This is a genomic window from Pseudocitrobacter sp. 2023LY-00077, from assembly GCF_055796175.1.
Genome location: NZ_JBSPEI010000013.1, coordinates 51,680 through 71,884, shown reverse-complemented (window position 1 = coordinate 71,884; position 20,205 = coordinate 51,680). Strand labels below are relative to the sequence as shown.

Below are 20,205 nucleotides of genomic sequence, written 5' to 3'. Positions count from 1 at the left end.
TCCTCAGCAGGGATATATGGGCAGGCACTATTCCGATTTTAAAACCCGCTATCCTCTGCGTTTTGCCCATGACGTACACTGCGGGTTATCTTTTTTATCCAGGGATGGATAGACACCGTGAAATATTTTTGGTTATCTCTGCTGTTTCTGAGCCAGGCCGTCCTGGCAACTTGCCCTGCTGGAAATTCACAACGCGAATGCGAGGCGGTGCGCGTACAGCCCCTGGTCACGCAGGAGCAGAAAAAAGATGCCTTAACGCAATTGCAAAAGTTTCAGCAAGCACTGAGTGCAAAGGATGCCACGAAACTAAAAACCTTCTTAAAATTCCCCTACGATACCTATTTCGGCTTTCTCGCTGAGATTGAGTTGCCTGAATCTGAACCCTTCACAGAAGCGTTATTTGATCGCCATTCAGAAACCATTATGCGGCGTCTGCATAACGTAACAAAATTCACGATCCATCCGGGTACGCAATGGATTGATGATTATCTCAGTCAGTCGCTGACGCCTGTGGAGCAAAAAAGAACGTATTATCCCCTCGATGACGGGCGTTTCTATTACGAAGAGAAAGGGGCGCGCCATTACGTCACGGGCATATGTGAACTGGCAATGTCGGGGAATATCTCTGACGATGGTATTACGCTGAATATTGGCTCGCAGGCTAATGAGCAAATCCCACCGAGTGTGTGTGATGGCACAACCATACTGGAATTTGGGATGATAGATGGGCAACTGAAATTATTGCGTGTTTTCTTTGCAGGATAAGGCTTCCCCGGCCTTTCGACCGGGGAATCTAACATTAATGCGCGCGCCCCTGCTCGACGCCGAGTCCGGTTTGCGAACGGATAAACTGGGCGCGGAACTGCTCGCGCTCAAGGTTACCCTCAGCAGAGTTGTCGGTTGCCGAGAAGAACCAAATCCCCAGGAATGCCACGGTGATGGAGAACAGCGCCGGGTATTCATACGGGAAGATGGCTTTTTCGTGGCCGAGGATCTGTACCCAAATGGTTGGGCCGAGAATCATCAGCACCACCGCTGTCAGCAGGCCTAACCAGCCGCCCAGCATCGCGCCACGGGTGGTCAGTTTTGACCAGTACATGGAGAGCAGGATGATTGGGAAGTTGCAGCTGGCGGCAATGGCAAACGCCAGGCCAACCATGAAGGCGATGTTCTGGTTTTCAAACAGCACGCCCAGCACGATAGCAATCACGCCCAGAATCAATACGGTGATTTTCGAAACACGCAGCTCTTCACGCTCGGTGGCGCCTTTACGGAAGACGTTAGCGTAAAGGTCATGTGAGACCGCCGAAGCGCCTGCCAGCGTCAGCCCGGCGACGACCGCCAGAATGGTGGCGAAGGCCACAGCGGAGATAAAGCCGAGGAACAGGTTACCGCCGACCGCATTGGCCAGGTGAACCGCCGCCATGTTGTTACCACCAATCAGCGCGCCAGCCGCATCTTTATAGACCGGGTTCGCCCCCACCAGCATGATTGCGCCAAAGCCGATGATAAAGGTCAGGATGTAGAAGTAACCCATAAAGCCGGTGGCGTAGAACACGCTTTTACGCGCTTCGCGGGCATCGCTGACCGTGAAGAAACGCATCAGAATATGTGGCAGCCCCGCCGTACCGAACATCAGGCCAAGGCCTAACGATAGCGCGGAAATCGGATCTTTTACCAGCCCGCCAGGACTCATAATGGCTTCGCCTTTCGGGTGAACCGCCATGGCTTCAGTGAACAGGTTATTGAAGCTGAAGCCCACGTGTTTCATCACCATAAAGGCCATAAAACTCGCGCCAAACAGCAGCAGCACGGCTTTGATAATCTGTACCCACGTGGTGGCGAGCATGCCGCCAAACAGCACGTACATCATCATCAACACGCCAACCAGCACCACCGCGATGTGGTAGTTCAGGCCGAACAGCAGCTCAATCAGTTTACCCGCACCGACCATCTGGGCGATGAGGTACAGCGCGACGACGACCAGCGAGCCACAGGCAGAGAGAATACGAATCGGCCCCTGTTTCAGACGATATGAGGCGACGTCCGCAAAGGTGTAGCGGCCCAGGTTACGCAGGCGCTCGGCAATCAGGAACAGAATGATGGGCCAGCCCACCAGGAAGCCGAGAGAGTAGATAAGCCCATCATAGCCGGAGGTAAAGACCAGCGCGGAGATCCCGAGGAATGATGCGGCAGACATATAGTCACCCGCAATCGCCAGTCCGTTCTGGAAGCCAGTGATATTGCCGCCTGCGGTGTAATAGTCGTTACGCGAGCGCACGCGTTTAGAGGCCCAGTAGGTGATCCCAAGCGTAAACAGGACGAAAATAAGGAACATGATAATCGCCTGCCAGTTAGTCGGCTGGCGCTGTACAGCACCGCTAATCGCATCGGCTGCATTGGCGGCGAAGGGTAGTGTGGCGGCAAGCGCCGTCAGGACTCGCTTCATGATGCTTTTACCTCGTGCAGTACCGCTTTGTTAAGACGATCGAACTCGCCGTTTGCGCGCCAGATATAAATACCGGTCAGGGCGAAGGAGATAAGAATCACGCCCACACCAATCGGAATACCCCGGGTGACGCTGGTACCCGCATGCAGCGGTGTGCCCAGCCAGCCAGGCGCGAAAGCAATCAAAAGGATAAAGCTGATATAAACCACCAGCATGATAATCGACAGAATGGTGGCAAACCGTTGCCGTTTTTCGACTAACTCCCTGAAACGCGCACTGTCTTCTATCCGCTGATAAATGGTGTCATTCATCACAGAGTCTCCAGAGGTAAAAGTGGGGTTTGTTATGGGGCAAGCAGTTGCCGGATGGCGCTTCGCTTATCCGGCCTACCGTAGGCCCGGTAAGCGAAGCGCCACCGGGCAAGGTATGGTTATGAAGGCATGGTAATCGCCTGCTTCTCTTCGAGCAGTTTATCCACCACGCCCGGATCGGCGAGCGTCGAGGTGTCGCCGAGGTTGCTGGTATCGCCCGCGGCAATTTTGCGCAGAATGCGGCGCATGATTTTGCCCGAACGCGTTTTGGGTAATGAATCTGTCCAGTGCAGCACGTCCGGCGTCGCCAGCGGGCCAATCTCTTTACGCACCCAGTTACGCACTTCGGTGTACAGTGCCGGCGTCGGCTCTTCACCATGATTCAGCGTCACGTAGGCGTAAATCGCCTGGCCTTTAATGTTGTGTGGAATGCCAACTACCGCCGCTTCCGCGACTTTCGGATGCGACACCAGCGCCGACTCGATTTCTGCCGTACCCAGGCGGTGACCGGAGACGTTCAGCACGTCATCGACGCGCCCCGTTATCCAGTAATAGCCATCTTCGTCGCGACGTGCGCCGTCACCGCTGAAATACATATTTTTGAAGGTGGAGAAGTAGGTCTGCTCAAATCGCTCGTGATCGCCGAAAAGCGTGCGAGCCTGGCCTGGCCAGGAGTCGGTGATCACCAGGTTGCCTTCGGTCGCGCCTTCCTGCGGATTCCCTTCGTTATCCACCAGTGCAGGCTGTACGCCGAAGAACGGACGGCTGGCGGAACCGGCTTTCAGTTCAGTCGCGCCCGGCAGCGGGGTGATCATGAAGCCACCGGTCTCGGTCTGCCACCAGGTGTCGATCACCGGGCATTTCTCTTTGCCGATTTTCTTCCAGTACCACTCCCACGCTTCCGGGTTAATCGGCTCGCCGACGGAACCGAGAATGCGCAGGGAAGAGCGGTCGGTACCTTCAATCGCCTTATCGCCTTCCGCCATCAGGGCGCGGATCGCCGTTGGCGCGGTGTAGAGAATATTAACTTTGTGTTTATCGACAACCTGGCACATACGCGCCGGGGTCGGTGAGTTCGGCACGCCTTCAAACATCAGCGTAGTTGCGCCGCAGGCCAACGGGCCGTAAAGCAGGTAGCTGTGGCCGGTGACCCAGCCGACATCCGCGGTGCACCAGTAGATGTCGCCCGGATGATAATCAAACGTATATTTGAAGGTCGTCGCCGCGTAGACCAGGTAGCCGCCAGTGGTGTGCAGTACGCCTTTCGGTTTCCCGGTTGAGCCGGAGGTGTAAAGGATAAACAGTGGATCTTCGGCGTTCATTGCTTCCGGCTGATGCTGGTCGTCAGCTTTTTCAATCAGGTCGCTCCACCACAGGTCGCGACCTTCATGCCAGTCGATATTGCCGCCGGTACGCTTCAGCACCACCACGTTTTCGATGGTCTTGACGTTCGGGTTTTTCAGCGCATCATCGACGTTTTTCTTCAGCGGGATCCCGCGCCCGGCGCGCACGCCTTCGTCAGCGGTGATAACCAGACGTGAACTGGAGTCGATAATACGCCCGGCTACCGCTTCCGGTGAGAAGCCGCCGAAGATAACCGAATGCACCGCGCCAATACGGGCGCAGGCCAGCATAGCGACTGCGGCTTCCGGCACCATCGGCATATAAATTGCGACCACGTCGCCTTTCTTAATGCCCAGCGAGAGCAGGACGTTAGCGAAGCGGCAGACGTCGCGATGCAGTTCTTTATAGGTAATGTTTTTGCTCTGGCTGGCGTCGTCGCCTTCCCAGATAATGGCGGTCTGGTCGCCGCGCTCTTGCAGGTGTCTATCCAGGCAGTTCGCCGCCAGGTTCAGGGTGCCATCTTCATACCATTTAATGGAGATGTTGCCCGGCGCAAACGAGGTGTTCTTGACCTTTGTGTAAGGTTGGATCCAGTCGAGAATTTTACCTTCTTCTCCCCAGAATGCATCAGGATCGGAGATAGAGAGCTGGTATCTCTGCTGGTACTGCTCCGGGTTGATCAGGCAACGGTCTGCAATGTTCGCAGGAATTGAGTGTTTGTGTATTTGGCTCATGCTTTTTTTCTCCTTGTAAGATGTTAATAATATGTCGCCAAAAAGTTAATTGTAGGGGTATTGCGACCTTTGTTTACTATTTGGGCGACAGATCACGCATTATTAGAATTGTTCAAATAATGTGCATTTGATTCTTTGAAGGAAAATAATTGCCAGCCGTTATTTATGAAAAATGTGAAAAAAAATTATTATTTATAACAAAAACTTATAATAGTTTATTGGTAGAAATTAATGAGAATATGCGTGAAGGGAGTGAAAAGCCCTGTTCTTAAAGGGTTGCGCAACATACCGTCCAGATGATACTGATACTGCGCGTTAAAAAACCCCATAAACAAACGCAACACAAATCATCCCTTTCAAGTAGATGTCATTCCTTTTTGGAATGGTAGCTTTCATTGAGGAAGTCTGTTGTTATGAAAAAAACGAGAATCAGCCTCGCCTGGCAGATTTTGATTGCCCTTATTCTGGGCATCCTGCTGGGTAGTTACCTGCATTATCAAAGTGATAGCCGTGAATGGTTGATTGCTAACCTTTTATCACCGGCGGGTGATATCTTTATCCATCTGATTAAAATGATCGTCGTACCGATTGTGATCTCCACCCTTATCGTGGGGATTGCGGGCGTGGGCGATGCCAAACAGTTGGGGCGAATCGGCGCAAAAACCATTATCTATTTCGAAGTGATCACCACGGTGGCGATTATCCTCGGGATTACGCTTGCCAACGTCTTCCAGCCGGGTGCGGGCATTGATATGTCGCAACTGGCGACGGTGGATATTTCGAAATACCAAAGCACCACGGCGGATGTCCAAAGTCATGCGCACGGTCTGATGGGCACGATTCTTTCGCTGGTGCCGACCAATATTATTGCGTCGATGGCGAAGGGCGATATGCTGCCGATCATCTTCTTCTCGGTGCTGTTTGGTCTTGGCCTTTCCTCGTTGCCTGCGACGCACCGCGAACCGCTGGTTACCGTTTTCCGCTCCATCTCTGAAACCATGTTTAAAGTCACCCATATGGTGATGCGTTATGCGCCGGTCGGTGTCTTTGCGCTGATCTCGGTGACGGTCGCCAACTTTGGGTTTGCATCACTGTGGCCGCTGGCGAAGCTGGTGATTCTGGTTTATGCCGCGATCCTGTTCTTCGCGCTGGTGGTGCTGGGCGCGGTTGCGCGCATCTGTAAACTGAGTATCTGGACCCTGATTCTTATCCTGAAAGATGAGCTGATTCTGGCGTACTCCACCGCCAGTTCCGAGAGCGTGCTGCCGCGTATTATCGAGAAGATGGAAGCCTACGGCGCGCCACCGGCGATCACCAGCTTCGTGGTCCCGACCGGATACTCCTTCAACCTTGATGGTTCAACGCTGTATCAGAGTATTGCGGCGATCTTTATTGCGCAGTTGTACGGTATTGAGCTTTCTATCTGGCAGGAAATCATTCTGGTGCTGACCCTGATGGTGACCTCGAAAGGGATTGCTGGCGTACCGGGCGTTTCATTCGTGGTTCTGCTGGCGACATTGGGCAGCGTGGGTATTCCGCTGGAAGGCCTGGCGTTTATTGCCGGTGTTGACCGTATCCTCGACATGGCGCGTACCGCGCTGAACGTGGTAGGTAATGCTCTGGCGGTGCTGGTTATCGCCAAGTGGGAACACAAATTTGACCGCAAAAAAGCGCTGGCGTATGAACGCGATGTGCTGGGTAAATTTGATAAGAAAGCGAATATGTAACGTTCGGCAACAAAAACGGGGATGATTTTCATCCCCGTTTTTGTTGGTTTGCCCCTCACCCTAACCCTCTCCCAGAGGGAGAGGGAACCGATGGTGCACGTACTTAAATACAGCGCCGGTTTTCACCCTCTCCCTTTGGGAGAGGGCCGGGGTGAGGGGGCGTTTCGTTATTAACCCAACGCGCTTTCGCGCAGACGGGCTTTCAGCTTGTCGTATTCCTGAATCACATACTGCTCTGCCGCCTGTTGGTCCGCAATCGGCTCAACGTTGACCGCACAGTACTTGTACTCCGGCGTCTTGGTAATCGGGCTTAAGTTTTCACTCACCAGCTCGTTACACGCGCCAATCCACCACTGGTAGGTCATATACACCGCGCCTTTATTCGGGCGATCGCTCACCTGAGCACGGGTAATGATTTTCCCTTTGCGTGAATTGACCCACACCAGCGCTTCATCTTCAATGCCGAGGCGTGCCGCATCAGCCGTGTTGATTTGCGCGTAGCCTGGTTCATCCGCCAGCGCGGCAAGTGCCGCACAGTTACCGGTCATCGAACGGCAGGAGTAGTGCCCAACTTCACGCACCGTCGACAGCACCATCGGGTACTCGTCGGTGAGTTTGTCGATAGGCGCAACCCAGTCGCAGGTGAAGAACTGCGCCAGACCGTTCGGCGTGTCGAACTTCTCTTTAAAGAGATACGACGTCCCCTGGTCGGCGTCAGATTCATCGCGGCACGGCCACATGATGTACCCCAGCTCGCCCATTTTTTCATAGGTCGCACCGAGGAAGTCCGGGCAAAGATGACGCAACTCATCCCAGATTTCCTGAGTGTTGTTGTAGTGCATCGGATAGCCCATGCGGGTGGCGATTTCACTGATGATCTGCCAGTCGGTTTTCAGGTCCCATTTCGGCTCAACGGCCTTGAAGAAACGCTGGAAGCCACGGTCAGCCGCGGTGTAAACCCCTTCGTGCTCACCCCAGGAGGTGGACGGCAGAATGACGTCAGCCGCCGAGGCGGTTTTAGTCATAAAGATGTCCTGCACAATCACCAGTTCCAGTTCGTCGAACGCTTTACGCACGGCAGAGAGTTCAGCGTCAGTCTGGAGCGGATCTTCACCCATAATGTAGGCGGCACGCACTTCACCATGTGCGACGCGGTGCGGCAGCTCACTGATACGATAACCGGTGTGTTCCGGCAGGCTGTCAACGCCCCAGGCTTTGGCGAATTTCTCGCGGTTTTCCGGGAATTTGACGTACTGATAACCCGGATAGGTATCCGGCAGTGCGCCCATATCGCACGCGCCCTGTACGTTGTTCTGACCGCGAACCGGGTTTACGCCGACGCTTGGTTTCCCAAGGTTGCCGGTCAGCATCGCCAGGCTGGTCAGAGAACGCACGGTTTCTACGCCCTGATAGAACTGAGTCACGCCCATGCCCCACAGGATCGCCGCGCTTTTCGCTGAAGCATACATACGGGCGCACTGGCGAATTTCCTGCGCGCTCACGCCGGTGATTTCCTCGACGGACTCCGGCGTATAGCCTTCAACAATTTTGCGGTACTCTTCGAAGCCTTCGGTACGGCCAGCGACGAACGCCTGGTCATACAGATTTTCTTCGATAATGACATGCCCGATAGCATTGAGCAGCGCGATGTTCGAGCCGTTTTTCAATGCGATGTGCATATCAGCAATGCGCGCGGTTTCAATTTTGCGCGGATCGCAGACGATAATTTTTGCCCCATTGCGTTTGGCGTTAATCACGTGATTCGCCACAATCGGGTGTGAATCTGCCGGGTTATACCCGAAGATGAACACGAGATCCGTGTTATCAATTTCTGTGATGGCATTACTCATTGCGCCATTACCGACCGACTGGTGCAGACCTGCAACCGATGGGCCGTGTCAGACACGTGCGCAGCAATCGACGTTATTGGTACCAATAACGGCGCGCGCAAATTTTTGCATCACATAGTTCGTTTCATTACCGGTACCACGAGAGGAGCCGGTCGTTTGAATGGCGTCTGGGCCATATTTTGCTTTGATCGCGCTCAGGCGGTCAGCAACGTAATTCAGGGCTTCGTCCCAGGAGACGGCTTCCAGCTTGCCGCCGCGCTGGCGACGGATCATTGGGCTTTTCAGGCGCGGAGTCAGGATCTGGGTATCGTTAATAAAATCCCAGCCGTAATAACCCTTCAGGCACAGCGTGCCCTGGTTGGTTTTCCCCATCGCCGCTTCAGCCTTAACGACTTTCCCGTTATCGACCACCAGGTTGATTTTGCAACCTGAGGCGCAATACGGGCAAACCGTGACGACTTTTTTCATCGGTCTTGCTCCAGTTATCAATCAGCGTAAACGCGCTTAACGGCTTTTATTATGCAGGTTCTATGCCATGTTTTTATTGTGGGTATCCACGGATATTACGGGGGTTATTTAGACAAAACCCTGACGAAAAACAGTCTGTCGTCAGTTTTGACGTGTCGAAGGGTCGCCGCGTGACGGGGCACGCGGCGAGAAGATTACTTTTGATTGATGGCCTGATAGCCGCCGCCCAGCGATTTTATGAGCTGAATATTTTCAATGACCCGATGGGTGTCGAGCATCATCAGCGACATTTGCTCCGCCAGTACTGGAAGCTGGGCTTCGGTTGCCTGCAAGCGACTGCCTAGGCCCTGCCTGTACGCGGCTTGTGCGGCGGCCTGGGTATAACGCGCGGCGTCGATGCGTTCGGTCTGCATGACGCGCTGGTCGTTAAGCGTTTGCAGGCGTGAGCCGTTAATCGCCACATCGCGTACCGCGTTGAGCACCGACTGGTTGTAGCGCTCAATCAGCATGTTGCTGCTGGCGCGCGTACTCGCCAGATTGGCGTTCAGCCGCCCGCCGTCAAACAGTGGCAGACGCAGGCCGGGGATGAAGTTGATCTGCTTGCTCGGGCTTTTGAACATATCCTCAAGGTGAATAGCGTCGAAGCCGAAGAAGGCTTTGATATCAAAGCTCGGATAGAAGAGCGCGCGTGCGGCATCGACCTGGCTCAACGATGCCTGCACGTACCAGCGCATGGCCTGAAGGTCCGGACGACGAGCGAGCAATTCATACGAGAGCGACGACGGCAGCCCGGTATCAACCTGCGGCAGCGCTACCGGTTTGAGGTCCGGCATATCGGTTGCGCCGATGATGGCGCGCAACGATTCCCGCGTCTCTTTGATTTGGCCTTTCACAGCGGCGATTTGTTTTTCCACCGCCAGCAACTGCGCGCGCGCGCCGTGCCACGGTACTTTTGCCTCCAGACCCTGATTAACTTTACTTTGATGCGCCTGCACCGCGTAATCAATGACATCACGCGTTTGCTCCAGTAAATCAAGCATCTGGTAATTCGCCTGCTGGCTGTAATACAGCTGGGCGACGCCCGTGGTCAACGACAGTTCGACGGCGGCGGTTTCTGCCAGCGCCGCGTTTTTCGCGCCAATGGCGGCCTCGACGGCTGAACGATGCACGCCCCATAAATCGAGATCAAACCCGGCGACCACGCCGACGGTCGCTTCCGTGTAATACGGCCCGTCCATGCCTAAACGTGGCGCATCCATCGCATAAGGGCTCAGGAAGCCGCTGGCCGAAACGCGCTGGCGGTTCAACATACCGATCGCCGCCATTTGCAACCGTGAACCGGCTTCCAGCAGTTCAGCCTGCGACTGCGCTTTTTCTTCATGCTGCTTCGCCTCGGCCAGCGTGTGCGATCCGGCAAGGGTTCTGGCGATCAGCGCATCCAGTTGCGGATCGTGAAACTGTTTCCACCACTGGGCCTGTGGCCAGCCCTGGCTTGCCAGATGAATGTCGTCGGCGAGCTTGATCTGCTCGGGGGCGATTTGCGGGCTCGGCGTTCCGTCTTTGCGGATCAACGCGCAGCCGGAGAGCAGCGTGGTGGTGCCGAGCAGGCTGCAAATCAGCAAGCGGGAAAAATGTCGGGTCATTGTGGCATAGCTCCTTGCGCCCGCGCGGCCTCTACGGGCGGCGGGTTGCTCCAGTCGGGTAAAAGAGTGAGGTGCTGCGCGGTGGGGTTGTCGCGTGCAGCCGGGCTCAATGTCGGCGTGATGCTGCCGTTCTGCGCTAGCCCGCTGGCGTAGGCGTCCAGCGCATCAGCAAGCGCAGCGGCGTGTTCTGCATCGGGGTGCTTATCCCAGGCGTAGAGCATTTCGCGCCCCTGGCGGATCACCGCCTCGCTGTGGCTGACTAATCGGTCGCGCTCATCGGCAGAAAAATGGCGCTCCAGCGCGACGCGCTCGCACATCTCTTCGCTGGCATTAAACGCCGCGTGACAGCCAATACGCAGTTGCAGATAACCCGTCAGCGCCGCGCCGCCCTGGGTATGCGGCAGGCGGATGGCTTTGGCGAGTATCGCCAGCGCACCGGCCAGTTTCTGCGGCAGCGATTGCGCTTCGCTCTCAGGCCAGATAAAGGTGTAGATAACAGCGGAAACGGCGGTACCGATTAGAATGCCGAGTGCGCGGTCGCGGATTTCAACCAGGTCGTAGCTGGGGCCGAACACGTTCTCAAGCGTTGCCAGCGCAAAGGTGACAACCATTTGTGTGCCGATGTAAGACGAGCGTTCGGAACTGGTCGCCAGCCATGAACCGAGCAGGAAAATCGGCGCCAGCACGCACAGTAACTCGACGATGTTATCCAGCCACGGCATGACCAGCAGGGTAAACAGCAGGGCAAAAATCGCGCCGAAGAACGCGCCACCAAAACGCAGACTCATCTTCTGATAAGAGGAACCGATGCTGGGGTTTGCGACAATCACGCAGGTGAGCATACAGGTATGAATGCCTTCCCACTCGACGCCGGAATAAAAGAGGTAGCAGACCATGCAGGCCAGCAGCGTTTTCAGCGCATAGCGGATGTAGGCCGGGTTAGTCCAGGCATCCGCTGCCATCGACGGTTGTTTTGCTGCCGGGGCGGGTGGAGTATCCGGGTCCATTTTGCCAAGCTGAATCAGTGCCTGACACACGCCGCTAAGGCCGCAACGCTGCGCGGCGGCATGCTGTTCTTCCGTGGGTTGCCAGCTTCCTCGCCACGGTTCGCCAGCGCTAATCGCGCTGCTCAGCGAGCGCATTTCTGTGGCCAGTTCAGGCAATAAATTTTGCACTGCCGGGTCATTCGCCCACGCCGCAGCATCAAAGCGGTTGAGCGTGGTGCGCAGGTACGTCACGGTTGCCACGCAGGTTTGCCACCAGGGGCTGTGACTTTTCCACGCGGCGTCATCGGCCAGACAAAAAACGTTCAACTTTTGCAGCGCCAGCGCGTCGCGTTCAAGCTGTTTTTCGCCCGTTGGTATGGCTGGTTGTGTTAAGCGATGAATGGCTTCGTCAAGGTGACTGCATAGCCCGCCACGCATCTGGCCAATCGCCCGCTCCGGGAACCACAGCACGCCCATCAGTACCATCAGCAGCGTTGGGTAGAGACCGACCACGATGCACCAGAGCGTCAGGCGCAGTACGATTTCCGGGTAATCGAGCATGCCGGGGAAGGTCTGGCCGTAAATCGCCACTATGGCGACGGCAAAGAACACCAGCCCCAGCTTGTGAGTGCGCATCAGAAACATACAGCCGATGAGGATCAACCCGGCCACGACCATGCGTACCAGCGGATAACCGTAGGACCATTTATAGATCAGGAACAGACTGCCGATTTCCAGCACCGTGGCGACCACAAAGAGGATCGCCACGAATTTGGTATAGAAGGCGTTGGACTGAATACCGTAGAACAACACCGCCAGCGAGATTGCCAAAAAGGGGATCTCGAAGGTCATGGAGATAAGCACCACCAGCAAACAGCCCGCCCAGAGCTGCATTGTCTGCGGGAAGCGGCCAGGGCGCTGCTCGCTGAGTTCTTCGTGGAAGAAACTCAGCAGCTTCACCAGCGGCAACGGCAGGTAATCAAGCGCCTTCATCATTGCGGCTCAAGGTTAGCAACCGCCGATGCGCCGATGCGGAACATGTCAGCATCCGGTTTATCGACCATGATTTTCACCGGGAAACGCTGGGCAACGCGAACCCAGTTAATGGAGCGGGAAACGCGCGGCAGGCCGCCGAGCACCATGCCGCCATCGTCCGGCATTACGCCGTAGCCGATAGAGTCCACCTTGCCGGTAAAGGTTTTACCGGAGTCGCTCATCAGGCGAAGGGTGGCGGGAGTACCGCTGTGGATGTTCTTCAGCTCGGTTTCGCGGAAGTTGGCGATAACGTACCAGTGGTTGGTGTCGATCAGGGTAAAGACCGGTTTCATGGCAGAGGCGAACTGACCGACGGCCGTTTTCAGCGCCACCACACGGCCATCAAACGGCGCGCGGACGGTTGCCATTTCCAGATGCAACTCGGTTAAGGCGATGTCTGCCTGTACCACATCCCGCTGGGCTTCCAGCGCATCGACGCCGCTGACTGCACTGGCCGCTTGTTTCGCCTGTTCCAGAATGGCATTGAGATCGGCTTCTGCGGCACGCTGTGCCGTACGAGCGCGGTCAACGTCTTCGGCGGAGACAAAGCCCTGCGCCAGCAGCGGCTCGGTACGTTGCAGCGTTTTGGTGGCCTGTGCGGCGGCGGCGCGCGCTTTGGCGACGGCGGCTTCCACGGAATCGGCGCCGTGCTGTTGCGCGTCAACGCTGCGCTGCATCAGCATAATTTGTTTATCGAGCGCAATCAGCGACGCTTTGGCTTTATCCAGACTGGCTTCATACGGGCGCGGGTCAATGCGCATCAGCACATCGCCTTGCTTAACCAACTGGTTGTCCTGCACCGCCATATCGACAATACGACCGCTAACTTCCGGCACCACATCGACGGTATCGGCGTAAACATAGGCATCGTTGGTGGATGGCGCGCTGTCGACGCGCCAGATGACATAAATCATAACCACGATAGCCACCAGAACGAGGATCAGAGCGGGTGCCTTTGTGTTGGTCGATTTTTTTGGCGTACTTTCCATGTGTGCGTCTCGATAAAATTAAAAGAAGGCCAGCCATAACAGCATGGAGAAAAGCGCAAACAGCGCGGTATAAATCAGCCCCGGGAAACCCAGGTGCGGAACGCTGTTCGTACGAATGAGGAAGCGGCGGACAATAAGCGTCAGGAGGACCCCGCCAATGATGCAAAAAAGCCAGTCAGGATAATATGCGCCAATGACCGGGATGGCCGGCGAAAAGGTGCATCCTGACAGCAGAAGCAAGGGAAGCAGTAGCAGCTTGCCTGAGAGAGAAAAAAACCTGTCCATGTTCTATTTTCCTGAAGGATAAATGAATCTATTAATAGCCCTGCTAAATGTTTAAAACGCCAGCGCCGCCGAGTCTGGGAATTATAAACAGAGCGATTTGCGGAAAATTGATTTTACTTGCGCTATTTAATATCTGATTCATGAATGATTTATAATTTAAATAATTAAAAGCGCCCCTCATATAAAGGGGCGCTTTTTAATACAAGTTAATGATTAATTAGGCGTGACAACATTGGTCCACAATTCAAAATTATCCATGCACGATATGATTTCATTTAATTTATTGGCATTACCAATAACTTTAACCTTTTTCGCTTTTATCAAATCGACCATTTTAGCCTGACCGACCAACACATCGTGCAGATCGCTGCGGCTCATATAGAATGAGGCGTCTGCTTTTGTCTGCAACGCTTTGCGGTAGTTCAGCACGCTATTATCGAGCGAAAGGTTCAGATTATCGTTGCCTGAGAGGTTAAAGTTCAGGCTGATAGATTTACCTGCGGCTTTCTCGCTGTCCAGTCGTACGGCGAGGTAATCGAGCAGCATCTCAACGGTCATGCCTTTGATGGTATCGGAAGAGGCGGTGCTGGCGTGGGAGAACTTGTGCACGCCTTCACGCAGCTCTTTCGCACCGGTCAGGTAGAAACCGCGCCAGGTGGCGGACTCTGCCTGATAGCCGAGCTGTTCAAAGGTATCTGCTTGCAGGTTTTTCGCGACCTGATCGCCTGGATCGGCTGCAATCACCTGTTTCAGCAGTTCGGATGCCCAACGGTAGTCGCCCTGGTTGTAGGCTTCACGTGCGAGGTTGATAGCATGTGCGGAGCCGCCCAGCGCTTTGACATAGCGTTTACCCATATCCACCTGACCATAAGGATTCAGGTTGGCCGGGTTACCGTCGTAGTAGCCGAGATAGAAGTTATACACCGCACGGGCGTTATGGCTGACGGAACCATAGTAGCCACGACTGGCCCAGTTTTTATCCAGCGTTTCCGGCAGATGAATCATATTGCCGATTTCATTCATGGTGTAACCCTGATTCGCTAAATGCAGCGTCTGGTCATGAATGTACTTGATGGTGTCGCGATATTTGCCGATGTAATCATTAATGTGCTGATTACCCCACACCGGCCAGGTGTGTGGCATAAACAGCACTTCAGCCTGGGAACCCCATTTATCCAGCGTTTCGTTCAGGTAATCGGTCCATTTCGCGGTATCACGGGTTTTCGCGCCGCGCAGGGTGTAGAAGTTATGCAGAGTATGGGTGCTGTTTTCCGCTGTGCAAAGGGCTTTCAGCGCCGGAATATAGAGGTGCATTTCTGACGGTGCTTCGCTGCCTGGTGCCATCAGGAACTCGAAGTCCAGCCCGTCGATATTCAGTTTTTGACCGGTTTTGGTAATGATACGGGTTGGGGCAATGATCGTCGGGTCTCCGGTGGTGAGCGTAACGCCAAGGCCGTTACCGATATTGCCCTGCGCGTTATGTGGCAGCAGCAGGCCGTAGGAGTAAAGCGCGCGGCGGCTCATGATATTGCCTGCCAGCACGTTTTCACTGATCGCCTCTTCCATAAAGCCTTCCGGGGCGATGATCTGTACTTTGCCCGCTTTCACATCGGCTTCCGATACAAGCCCTTTCACGCCGCCATAGTGGTCAGTATGGCTGTGGGTATAAATCACGGCCACAACCGGCTTCTGCGGGCGGTGTTTGTAGTAAAGGTCGAGGCTGGCTTTCGCGGCGTTCGGCGTTACCAGCGGGTCGATGACGATGATGCCGGTATCGCCCTCGATGAAGGTGATGTTTGAAATATCCTGGCTGCGCACCTGATACATACGGTCAGTGACTTTAAACAGCCCGGAGATACCGTTGACCTGCGATTGACGCCACAGGCTGGGGTTGATGGTATCCGGCGCTGGCGCATTGATATCAAACTGGTAATCCAGTGCGCGGTAATAGACTTTGCCATCAGGTGTTTTTAATTCACCGTCATTTAATAATGGTGCAATAAATCCGCGTTGCGCGTCGTCGAAATCCTGGCGATCGCTAAAGGGCAATGATTGTTGATACTGCTGGTTGACGGATTTAGTAAAGGTTGTCGCGTCTTTTGCTGTTTCTGCCGCGCTGACGGATTGAATCATAAAACCCATAATTGCGGAAAGCGCCAGACAGGTTTTCGTTAATCTGAAATTTCCATTCATAAAATATCTAATCTCCATTTAATTATTCGTGAAATAAATAATAAGAAGGGCAAAAATGGAGATTATTATAATAACATTTTAAATGGGGGTAGTTTCATTGTGACCGAATTAACTATTATCGTTAGGTTATTGTGCTATTCAAATTTGAGAATTCTCCGCTGTTTTACTTTCTAACGTTTCATTAACGTCTTCACACTCTGGTTGTGTGAGACTTTCCTGATGAAACGTTACCTTACCGTCTTGTTGTTTGTGCTGATGAGCCCACTTGCGCATGCCGATGTGATTGATGATGCGATAGGCAACATTCAGCAGGCAATTAACGATGCCTATAATCCCTCCAGCAATCGTGCCAGTGATGATGATGACCGCGACTATGACGACGGGCGCTATCAGAATGATAACAGCCGCCAGCAATATGACGACCGTCGCCGCCAACTGGAGGACCGACGCAGGCAGCTTGATGACCGCCAGCGCCAGCTTGATCAGGAACGTCGGCAGCTAGAGGATGAGCGGCAGAGGCTGGAAGATGAGTATGAGCGGTGAGGGGGCAGCGCGCCCATGACCAACCCTATCACGCTACCCTAATCTCCATCCCATCAAACCCCGCCTCAAACCCTGACGGCAGCGCGTTCTCCATCAGCCACGCATCAAACTGGTGGCTGATGTGCGTCAGAATCACCCGTGGCGAGCGGATAACCTCATTCAGCGCCAGCACGATGTTTAAATCGCAGTGATTACGCGGTGCATCCTCGCGCGGCGGGTGGCTGCAATCAATCACCATCACCTGCGGATGATTATTGAGTAAAAATTTCAGCGTTTTTTCCGGCAGGCCAGCGGTGTCAGACAGCCACGCCACCCGGCTATGCGCCGTTTCCAGTAAATAGCCGAAAGTGAGTTTCGAATGGTTAAGCGGCAGCGGCGTGACCTGCAACCCCTGCAAATCAAACACCACAAACGGCTCCACCGAGTGGCTGAAATCAAGCAGGCCCGGATGTTTAAACAGATCGTCGCAGCCCTGTTCATCCGGCGGGCCGTAGACCGGGATCGCATCGCCCACGCCCCAGCGTAGCGGGAACAGCCCCTGCACGTGATCCATATGATAGTGCGTCAGCAAAAACTGCTGGAACGATCCGGGCGACCAGCGATCGGCGAGATCGTGCCGCCCGGCGTCGATCAGGGTGACAGCCTCGTTAAACTGCACCACGCCGCTGCATGGCTGGCGGCGATACTGCGGCGAGCGCCGAGCTCTGGCGCAGGCCACGCACTCGCAGCCCCATGCGGGAACGCCCTGTGCGCCGCCGGTGCCGGTGAGCGTGAGGGTCAGGCTCATGTTACAGCGCCTTCGTGAAGCGGAAGTGGCTCTGCTCGTAGCCTTCGCGCAGATAGAAACGGTGCGCGTCGTGGCGCTTCACGTTGGTGGAAAGCTCGGTCATTTCGGCCCCGGCCTGGCGGGCTTCTTCTTCTGCCCATGCCAGCAACTTGCTGCCAACGTTCAGACCGCGCGCCTGCGGCATCACCACCAGTTCCTGAATTTCGCCGATCCAGTTGACATGATGCAGATGAAACTGCAAATGCAGGCCGATCATGCCGACAACTTCGCCATCCAGCAGCGCCAGATGGTAGCGCATGTTCGGGTCGCGCAGATTGGCGTTAAAGCCCACGCGAAACGCGTGATGGTCAAACTCCGCCTGTTTTAGCTCACATATCAGCGCGTAAACCGCGTCGGTATCGTATTGCGTGGCCGGGCGAAGCTCACAAGCAGGCATGGTGTTTCTCCTTCTGATGGATCAGCGTCAGCAGCGTGTCGACCGACTGGCGCAGGCTGCCGTCATTGTTGAGCGTATGGCAATCCTGTGGAGTATAGCGGGCGGCGCGCGCCAGGCGGGCGTTAATTTCACTGGCGTTTTCACGGCCACGGTTTTCCAGACGCTGGCGCAGGATCTCCGGCGAAACCTGTAAACAGATGGGCAGCAGCGCCGATTCATAGCGTGCCCGCGCCTGCGGCAAATGCGCGCGTGAGCCGTTGACTACTACGTCGAATCCAGCGTGCAGCCAGAGGTCGATCTCCAGCCCGACACCGTAGTAGTAGCTGTTGGCATGCCAGCTCAACGCGAAGAGTTGCTGCCCCGCGCGAGAAAAAAACTCCTGCTCGCTCAGGGCGATATGATTTTCACTTCCGGCACTGGCATCGCGCGTGATGTAGCGATGCGCCACCAGTAACTGAGTTTGTTCCCGCAGGCGGAGTTCCGCCAGCAGGCTATCTTTCCCGGAGCCGGACGGCCCCATCAACCAAATCAGTTTTCCCATCATCAAAACACCCTTTTCCCCTGACGCCAGACGTGGTCGATGTGAATGTGATTGCCCTTGCGATGCGCCAGCACCAGGTCGGCGCGTTTGCCCTCGCCAATCACCCCGCGATCCTGAAGATTCAGCGCCTGGGCCGGGTTTTTGGTCACCAGCTTCACCGCCTGCGGCAGCGTAAAGCGGTTGCTCTCGTCATCGGCGACGCGAAATGCCGCATCGAGCAGGCTGGCGGGGTAGTAGTCGGAAGAGAGGATATCCAGCAGGCCAAGCTGCGCCAGTTCACTGGCCGCCACGTTGCCGGAGTGCGAACCGCCGCGCACGATATTGGGCGCGCCCATCAGTACGTTCATGCCATGCTTACGCGAAGCTTCCGCTGCTTCGAAGGTGGTGGGAAATTCGGCGATTACGCTGCCAAGCTGGTGGGATTCGGCAACGTGCGCGTGCGTGGCATCATCGTGGCTGGCGAGAGCAATTTGTCGGGCGCGGCACAGGGCGGCGATGGTTTCGCGATTCGGCTGCGACCAGCGTGCGGCAAGCGCCAGCTGCTCCTCTTCATACTGCTGCATCTGCGCATCGGTGAGCGAGTATTTGCCCTGATAATATTCGCGATACTTCTCGCGGTTGGCGAACTGGCGCTGGCCCGGTGAGTGGTCCATCAGCGACACCAGCGTGACCGGCTCGCGCTGCACCAGTTTTTCAAACAGCGGCAGCGTAGTGTGATGCGGCAGTTCACAGCGCAGGTGCAGACGGTGCTCGGCGCGGTTGACACCGCGTTTCTGCGTCTCTTCGATGGCGTTGATCATCTTCTCCAGATTCTCCAGCCGATCGCCGCCGTCGCGCACGTCGCCAATCGCCACGGCGTCCAGTACGGTGGTGATGCCGCTCGCCACCATCAGCGCGTCGTGGCTGCTCATCGCCGAGTGGGCAGGCCAGTCAACTTTCGGGCGCGGGGTGAAGAATTTATCGAGGTTGTCGGTATGCAGCTCAATCAGCCCCGGCAGCAGCCAGCCGCCTTCGCCGTCCATCGCGTCCGGCAGGCGGCTCTGGCTTTCGGCAAAGGCGCGGATTTCGCCATCCTGTACTTCCAGCGAACCGTGTACCACCTCGTTTTCCAGCACCAGCTTAACGTTATTGATAATCATGCAGAGGCTCCCATTGGGTGCAGGCGGTCGGCGACGTCATTGCGTACGGCTTCGTCATGGAAGATGCCGACGATGGCCGCGCCACGGGCTTTGGCTTCGCGGATCAGTTCCACTACGGCGGCGCTGTTTTTGGCGTCCAGCGAGGCGGTAGGTTCGTCGAGCAGCAGAATGGGGTAGTCGACGATAAAGCCGCGGGCGATGTTGACACGCTGCTGTTCGCCGCCGGAGAAGGTGGATGGCGCAAGGTGCCACAGACGTTCCGGCACGTTCAGGCGCGTGAGCAGACGCGCGGCTTTAGTGGCGCAGGCTTCACGCGGTACGCCGGTATCGAGCAGCGGCTGCATCACCACTTCCAGTGCCGAAATACGCGGGATGACGCGCAGAAACTGGCTCACCCAGCCGACGGTGGTTTTGCGGATTTCCACCACCTTGCGCGCTGGCGCGGTGACCAGGTCTACCCATTCGTCACCGTGTTTAATCTGAATTTGCCCTTCGTCGGGCAGATAGTTAGCGTACAGCGAGCGCAGCAGGGTTGATTTGCCGCTGCCGGAATGGCCGTGGAGCACCACGCATTCGCCCGCGTTGACGGTGAGTGAGGCACGTTGTAAGACGGGCAGGCGCACGCCGTTTTGCTGGTGCAGGATGAAGGTTTTACTGACGTTTTGTACGTTAATCATTTTTCGCCTCGTGGTTCGCATATTGGGGAGCGGTGCACACATTGCCCCTCACCCTAACCCTCTCCCCG

Annotated in this window: 17 protein-coding genes; 3 read left to right on the top strand and 14 right to left on the bottom strand. The window is 55.6% G+C overall.

Features of this window, described 5'->3' with window-relative positions; translation table 11 throughout:
- Positions 1-117 precede the first annotated feature (117 nt).
- Positions 118-765, top strand: coding sequence for a hypothetical protein (locus tag ACWWFX_RS17135; RefSeq protein WP_473224345.1), 648 nt, complete (start codon positions 118-120; stop codon positions 763-765).
- Between the two features lie 34 nt (positions 766-799).
- On the opposite strand, the gene actP is transcribed toward ACWWFX_RS17135, so the two are convergent.
- The 3 genes from actP to acs form a co-directional block, all read right to left on the bottom strand.
- Positions 800-2,449 (bottom strand): cation/acetate symporter ActP, encoded by a 1,650-nt coding sequence (gene actP / locus ACWWFX_RS17130; protein WP_473224344.1) that lies wholly within the window; start codon positions 2,447-2,449, stop codon positions 800-802.
- The gene (locus tag ACWWFX_RS17125) at positions 2,446-2,760 is read right to left on the bottom strand and encodes a DUF485 domain-containing protein (protein WP_276222102.1); all 315 of its coding nucleotides are present in this window, start codon (positions 2,758-2,760) and stop codon (positions 2,446-2,448) included. The genes actP and ACWWFX_RS17125 overlap by 4 nt, the downstream gene beginning before the upstream one ends.
- A 119-nt stretch (positions 2,761-2,879) precedes the next feature.
- The gene (gene acs, locus ACWWFX_RS17120) at positions 2,880-4,838 is read right to left on the bottom strand and encodes an acetate--CoA ligase (RefSeq protein ID WP_276222100.1); all 1,959 of its coding nucleotides are present in this window, start codon (positions 4,836-4,838) and stop codon (positions 2,880-2,882) included.
- A 413-nt stretch (positions 4,839-5,251) separates the two neighbouring features.
- On the opposite strand from acs, the gene gltP reads away from it, so the two are divergent.
- The gene (gltP, locus tag ACWWFX_RS17115) at positions 5,252-6,565 is read left to right on the top strand and encodes a glutamate/aspartate:proton symporter GltP (RefSeq protein WP_015966293.1); all 1,314 of its coding nucleotides are present in this window, start codon (positions 5,252-5,254) and stop codon (positions 6,563-6,565) included.
- A gap of 170 nt (positions 6,566-6,735) precedes the next feature.
- Here the strand turns inward: gltP and fdhF are convergent, their stop codons facing one another.
- The 6 genes from fdhF to ACWWFX_RS17085 all read right to left on the bottom strand — a co-directional run bounded on the left by fdhF (position 6,736) and on the right by ACWWFX_RS17085 (position 16,014).
- Positions 6,736-8,883, bottom strand: coding sequence for a formate dehydrogenase subunit alpha (fdhF, locus tag ACWWFX_RS17110; RefSeq protein ID WP_473224343.1), 2,148 nt, complete (start codon positions 8,881-8,883; stop codon positions 6,736-6,738).
- A gap of 194 nt (positions 8,884-9,077) precedes the next feature.
- Positions 9,078-10,526 (bottom strand): MdtP family multidrug efflux transporter outer membrane subunit, encoded by a 1,449-nt coding sequence (locus ACWWFX_RS17105; protein WP_276222096.1) that lies wholly within the window; start codon positions 10,524-10,526, stop codon positions 9,078-9,080.
- Positions 10,523-12,505: a multidrug efflux transporter permease subunit MdtO gene (gene mdtO / locus ACWWFX_RS17100; RefSeq protein ID WP_473224386.1), complete on the bottom strand. Its 1,983-nt coding sequence runs from the start codon at positions 12,503-12,505 to the stop codon at positions 10,523-10,525. Before mdtO ends, ACWWFX_RS17105 begins: the two co-directional genes overlap by 4 nt.
- Positions 12,505-13,536 (bottom strand): multidrug transporter subunit MdtN, encoded by a 1,032-nt coding sequence (gene mdtN, locus ACWWFX_RS17095; protein ID WP_473224342.1) that lies wholly within the window; start codon positions 13,534-13,536, stop codon positions 12,505-12,507. Before mdtN ends, mdtO begins: the two co-directional genes overlap by 1 nt.
- An 18-nt stretch (positions 13,537-13,554) precedes the next feature.
- Positions 13,555-13,821 carry a YtcA family lipoprotein gene (locus ACWWFX_RS17090; RefSeq protein WP_276222092.1) on the bottom strand — a complete coding sequence of 89 codons (267 nt, stop codon included), beginning with the start codon at positions 13,819-13,821 and terminating at the stop codon, positions 13,555-13,557.
- Between the two features lie 213 nt (positions 13,822-14,034).
- Positions 14,035-16,014 (bottom strand): alkyl/aryl-sulfatase, encoded by a 1,980-nt coding sequence (locus ACWWFX_RS17085; protein ID WP_473224341.1) that lies wholly within the window; start codon positions 16,012-16,014, stop codon positions 14,035-14,037.
- A gap of 219 nt (positions 16,015-16,233) precedes the next feature.
- Between ACWWFX_RS17085 and yjdP the strand changes: the two genes are divergently transcribed.
- Positions 16,234-16,557, top strand: coding sequence for a DDRRRQL repeat protein YjdP (yjdP, locus tag ACWWFX_RS17080; protein WP_157704549.1), 324 nt, complete (start codon positions 16,234-16,236; stop codon positions 16,555-16,557).
- Positions 16,558-16,585: 28 nt separating this feature from the next.
- Here the strand turns inward: yjdP and phnP are convergent, their stop codons facing one another.
- Genes phnP through phnL form a run of 5 tightly spaced genes read right to left on the bottom strand, consistent with a single transcriptional unit; the run spans position 16,586 to position 20,137 of the window.
- The gene (gene phnP / locus ACWWFX_RS17075; protein ID WP_473224340.1) at positions 16,586-17,344 is read right to left on the bottom strand and encodes a phosphonate metabolism protein PhnP; all 759 of its coding nucleotides are present in this window, start codon (positions 17,342-17,344) and stop codon (positions 16,586-16,588) included.
- A gap of 1 nt (position 17,345) precedes the next feature.
- Positions 17,346-17,780, bottom strand: coding sequence for an aminoalkylphosphonate N-acetyltransferase (gene phnO, locus ACWWFX_RS17070; protein WP_001110490.1), 435 nt, complete (start codon positions 17,778-17,780; stop codon positions 17,346-17,348).
- Positions 17,767-18,324, bottom strand: coding sequence for a ribose 1,5-bisphosphokinase (phnN, locus tag ACWWFX_RS17065; protein WP_276222082.1), 558 nt, complete (start codon positions 18,322-18,324; stop codon positions 17,767-17,769). The genes phnO and phnN overlap by 14 nt, the downstream gene beginning before the upstream one ends.
- Positions 18,324-19,460: an alpha-D-ribose 1-methylphosphonate 5-triphosphate diphosphatase gene (gene phnM, locus ACWWFX_RS17060; RefSeq protein WP_097513027.1), complete on the bottom strand. Its 1,137-nt coding sequence runs from the start codon at positions 19,458-19,460 to the stop codon at positions 18,324-18,326. Before phnM ends, phnN begins: the two co-directional genes overlap by 1 nt.
- Positions 19,457-20,137 (bottom strand): phosphonate C-P lyase system protein PhnL, encoded by a 681-nt coding sequence (gene phnL, locus ACWWFX_RS17055; protein ID WP_473224339.1) that lies wholly within the window; start codon positions 20,135-20,137, stop codon positions 19,457-19,459. Before phnL ends, phnM begins: the two co-directional genes overlap by 4 nt.
- Positions 20,138-20,205: the final 68 nt, after the last annotated feature.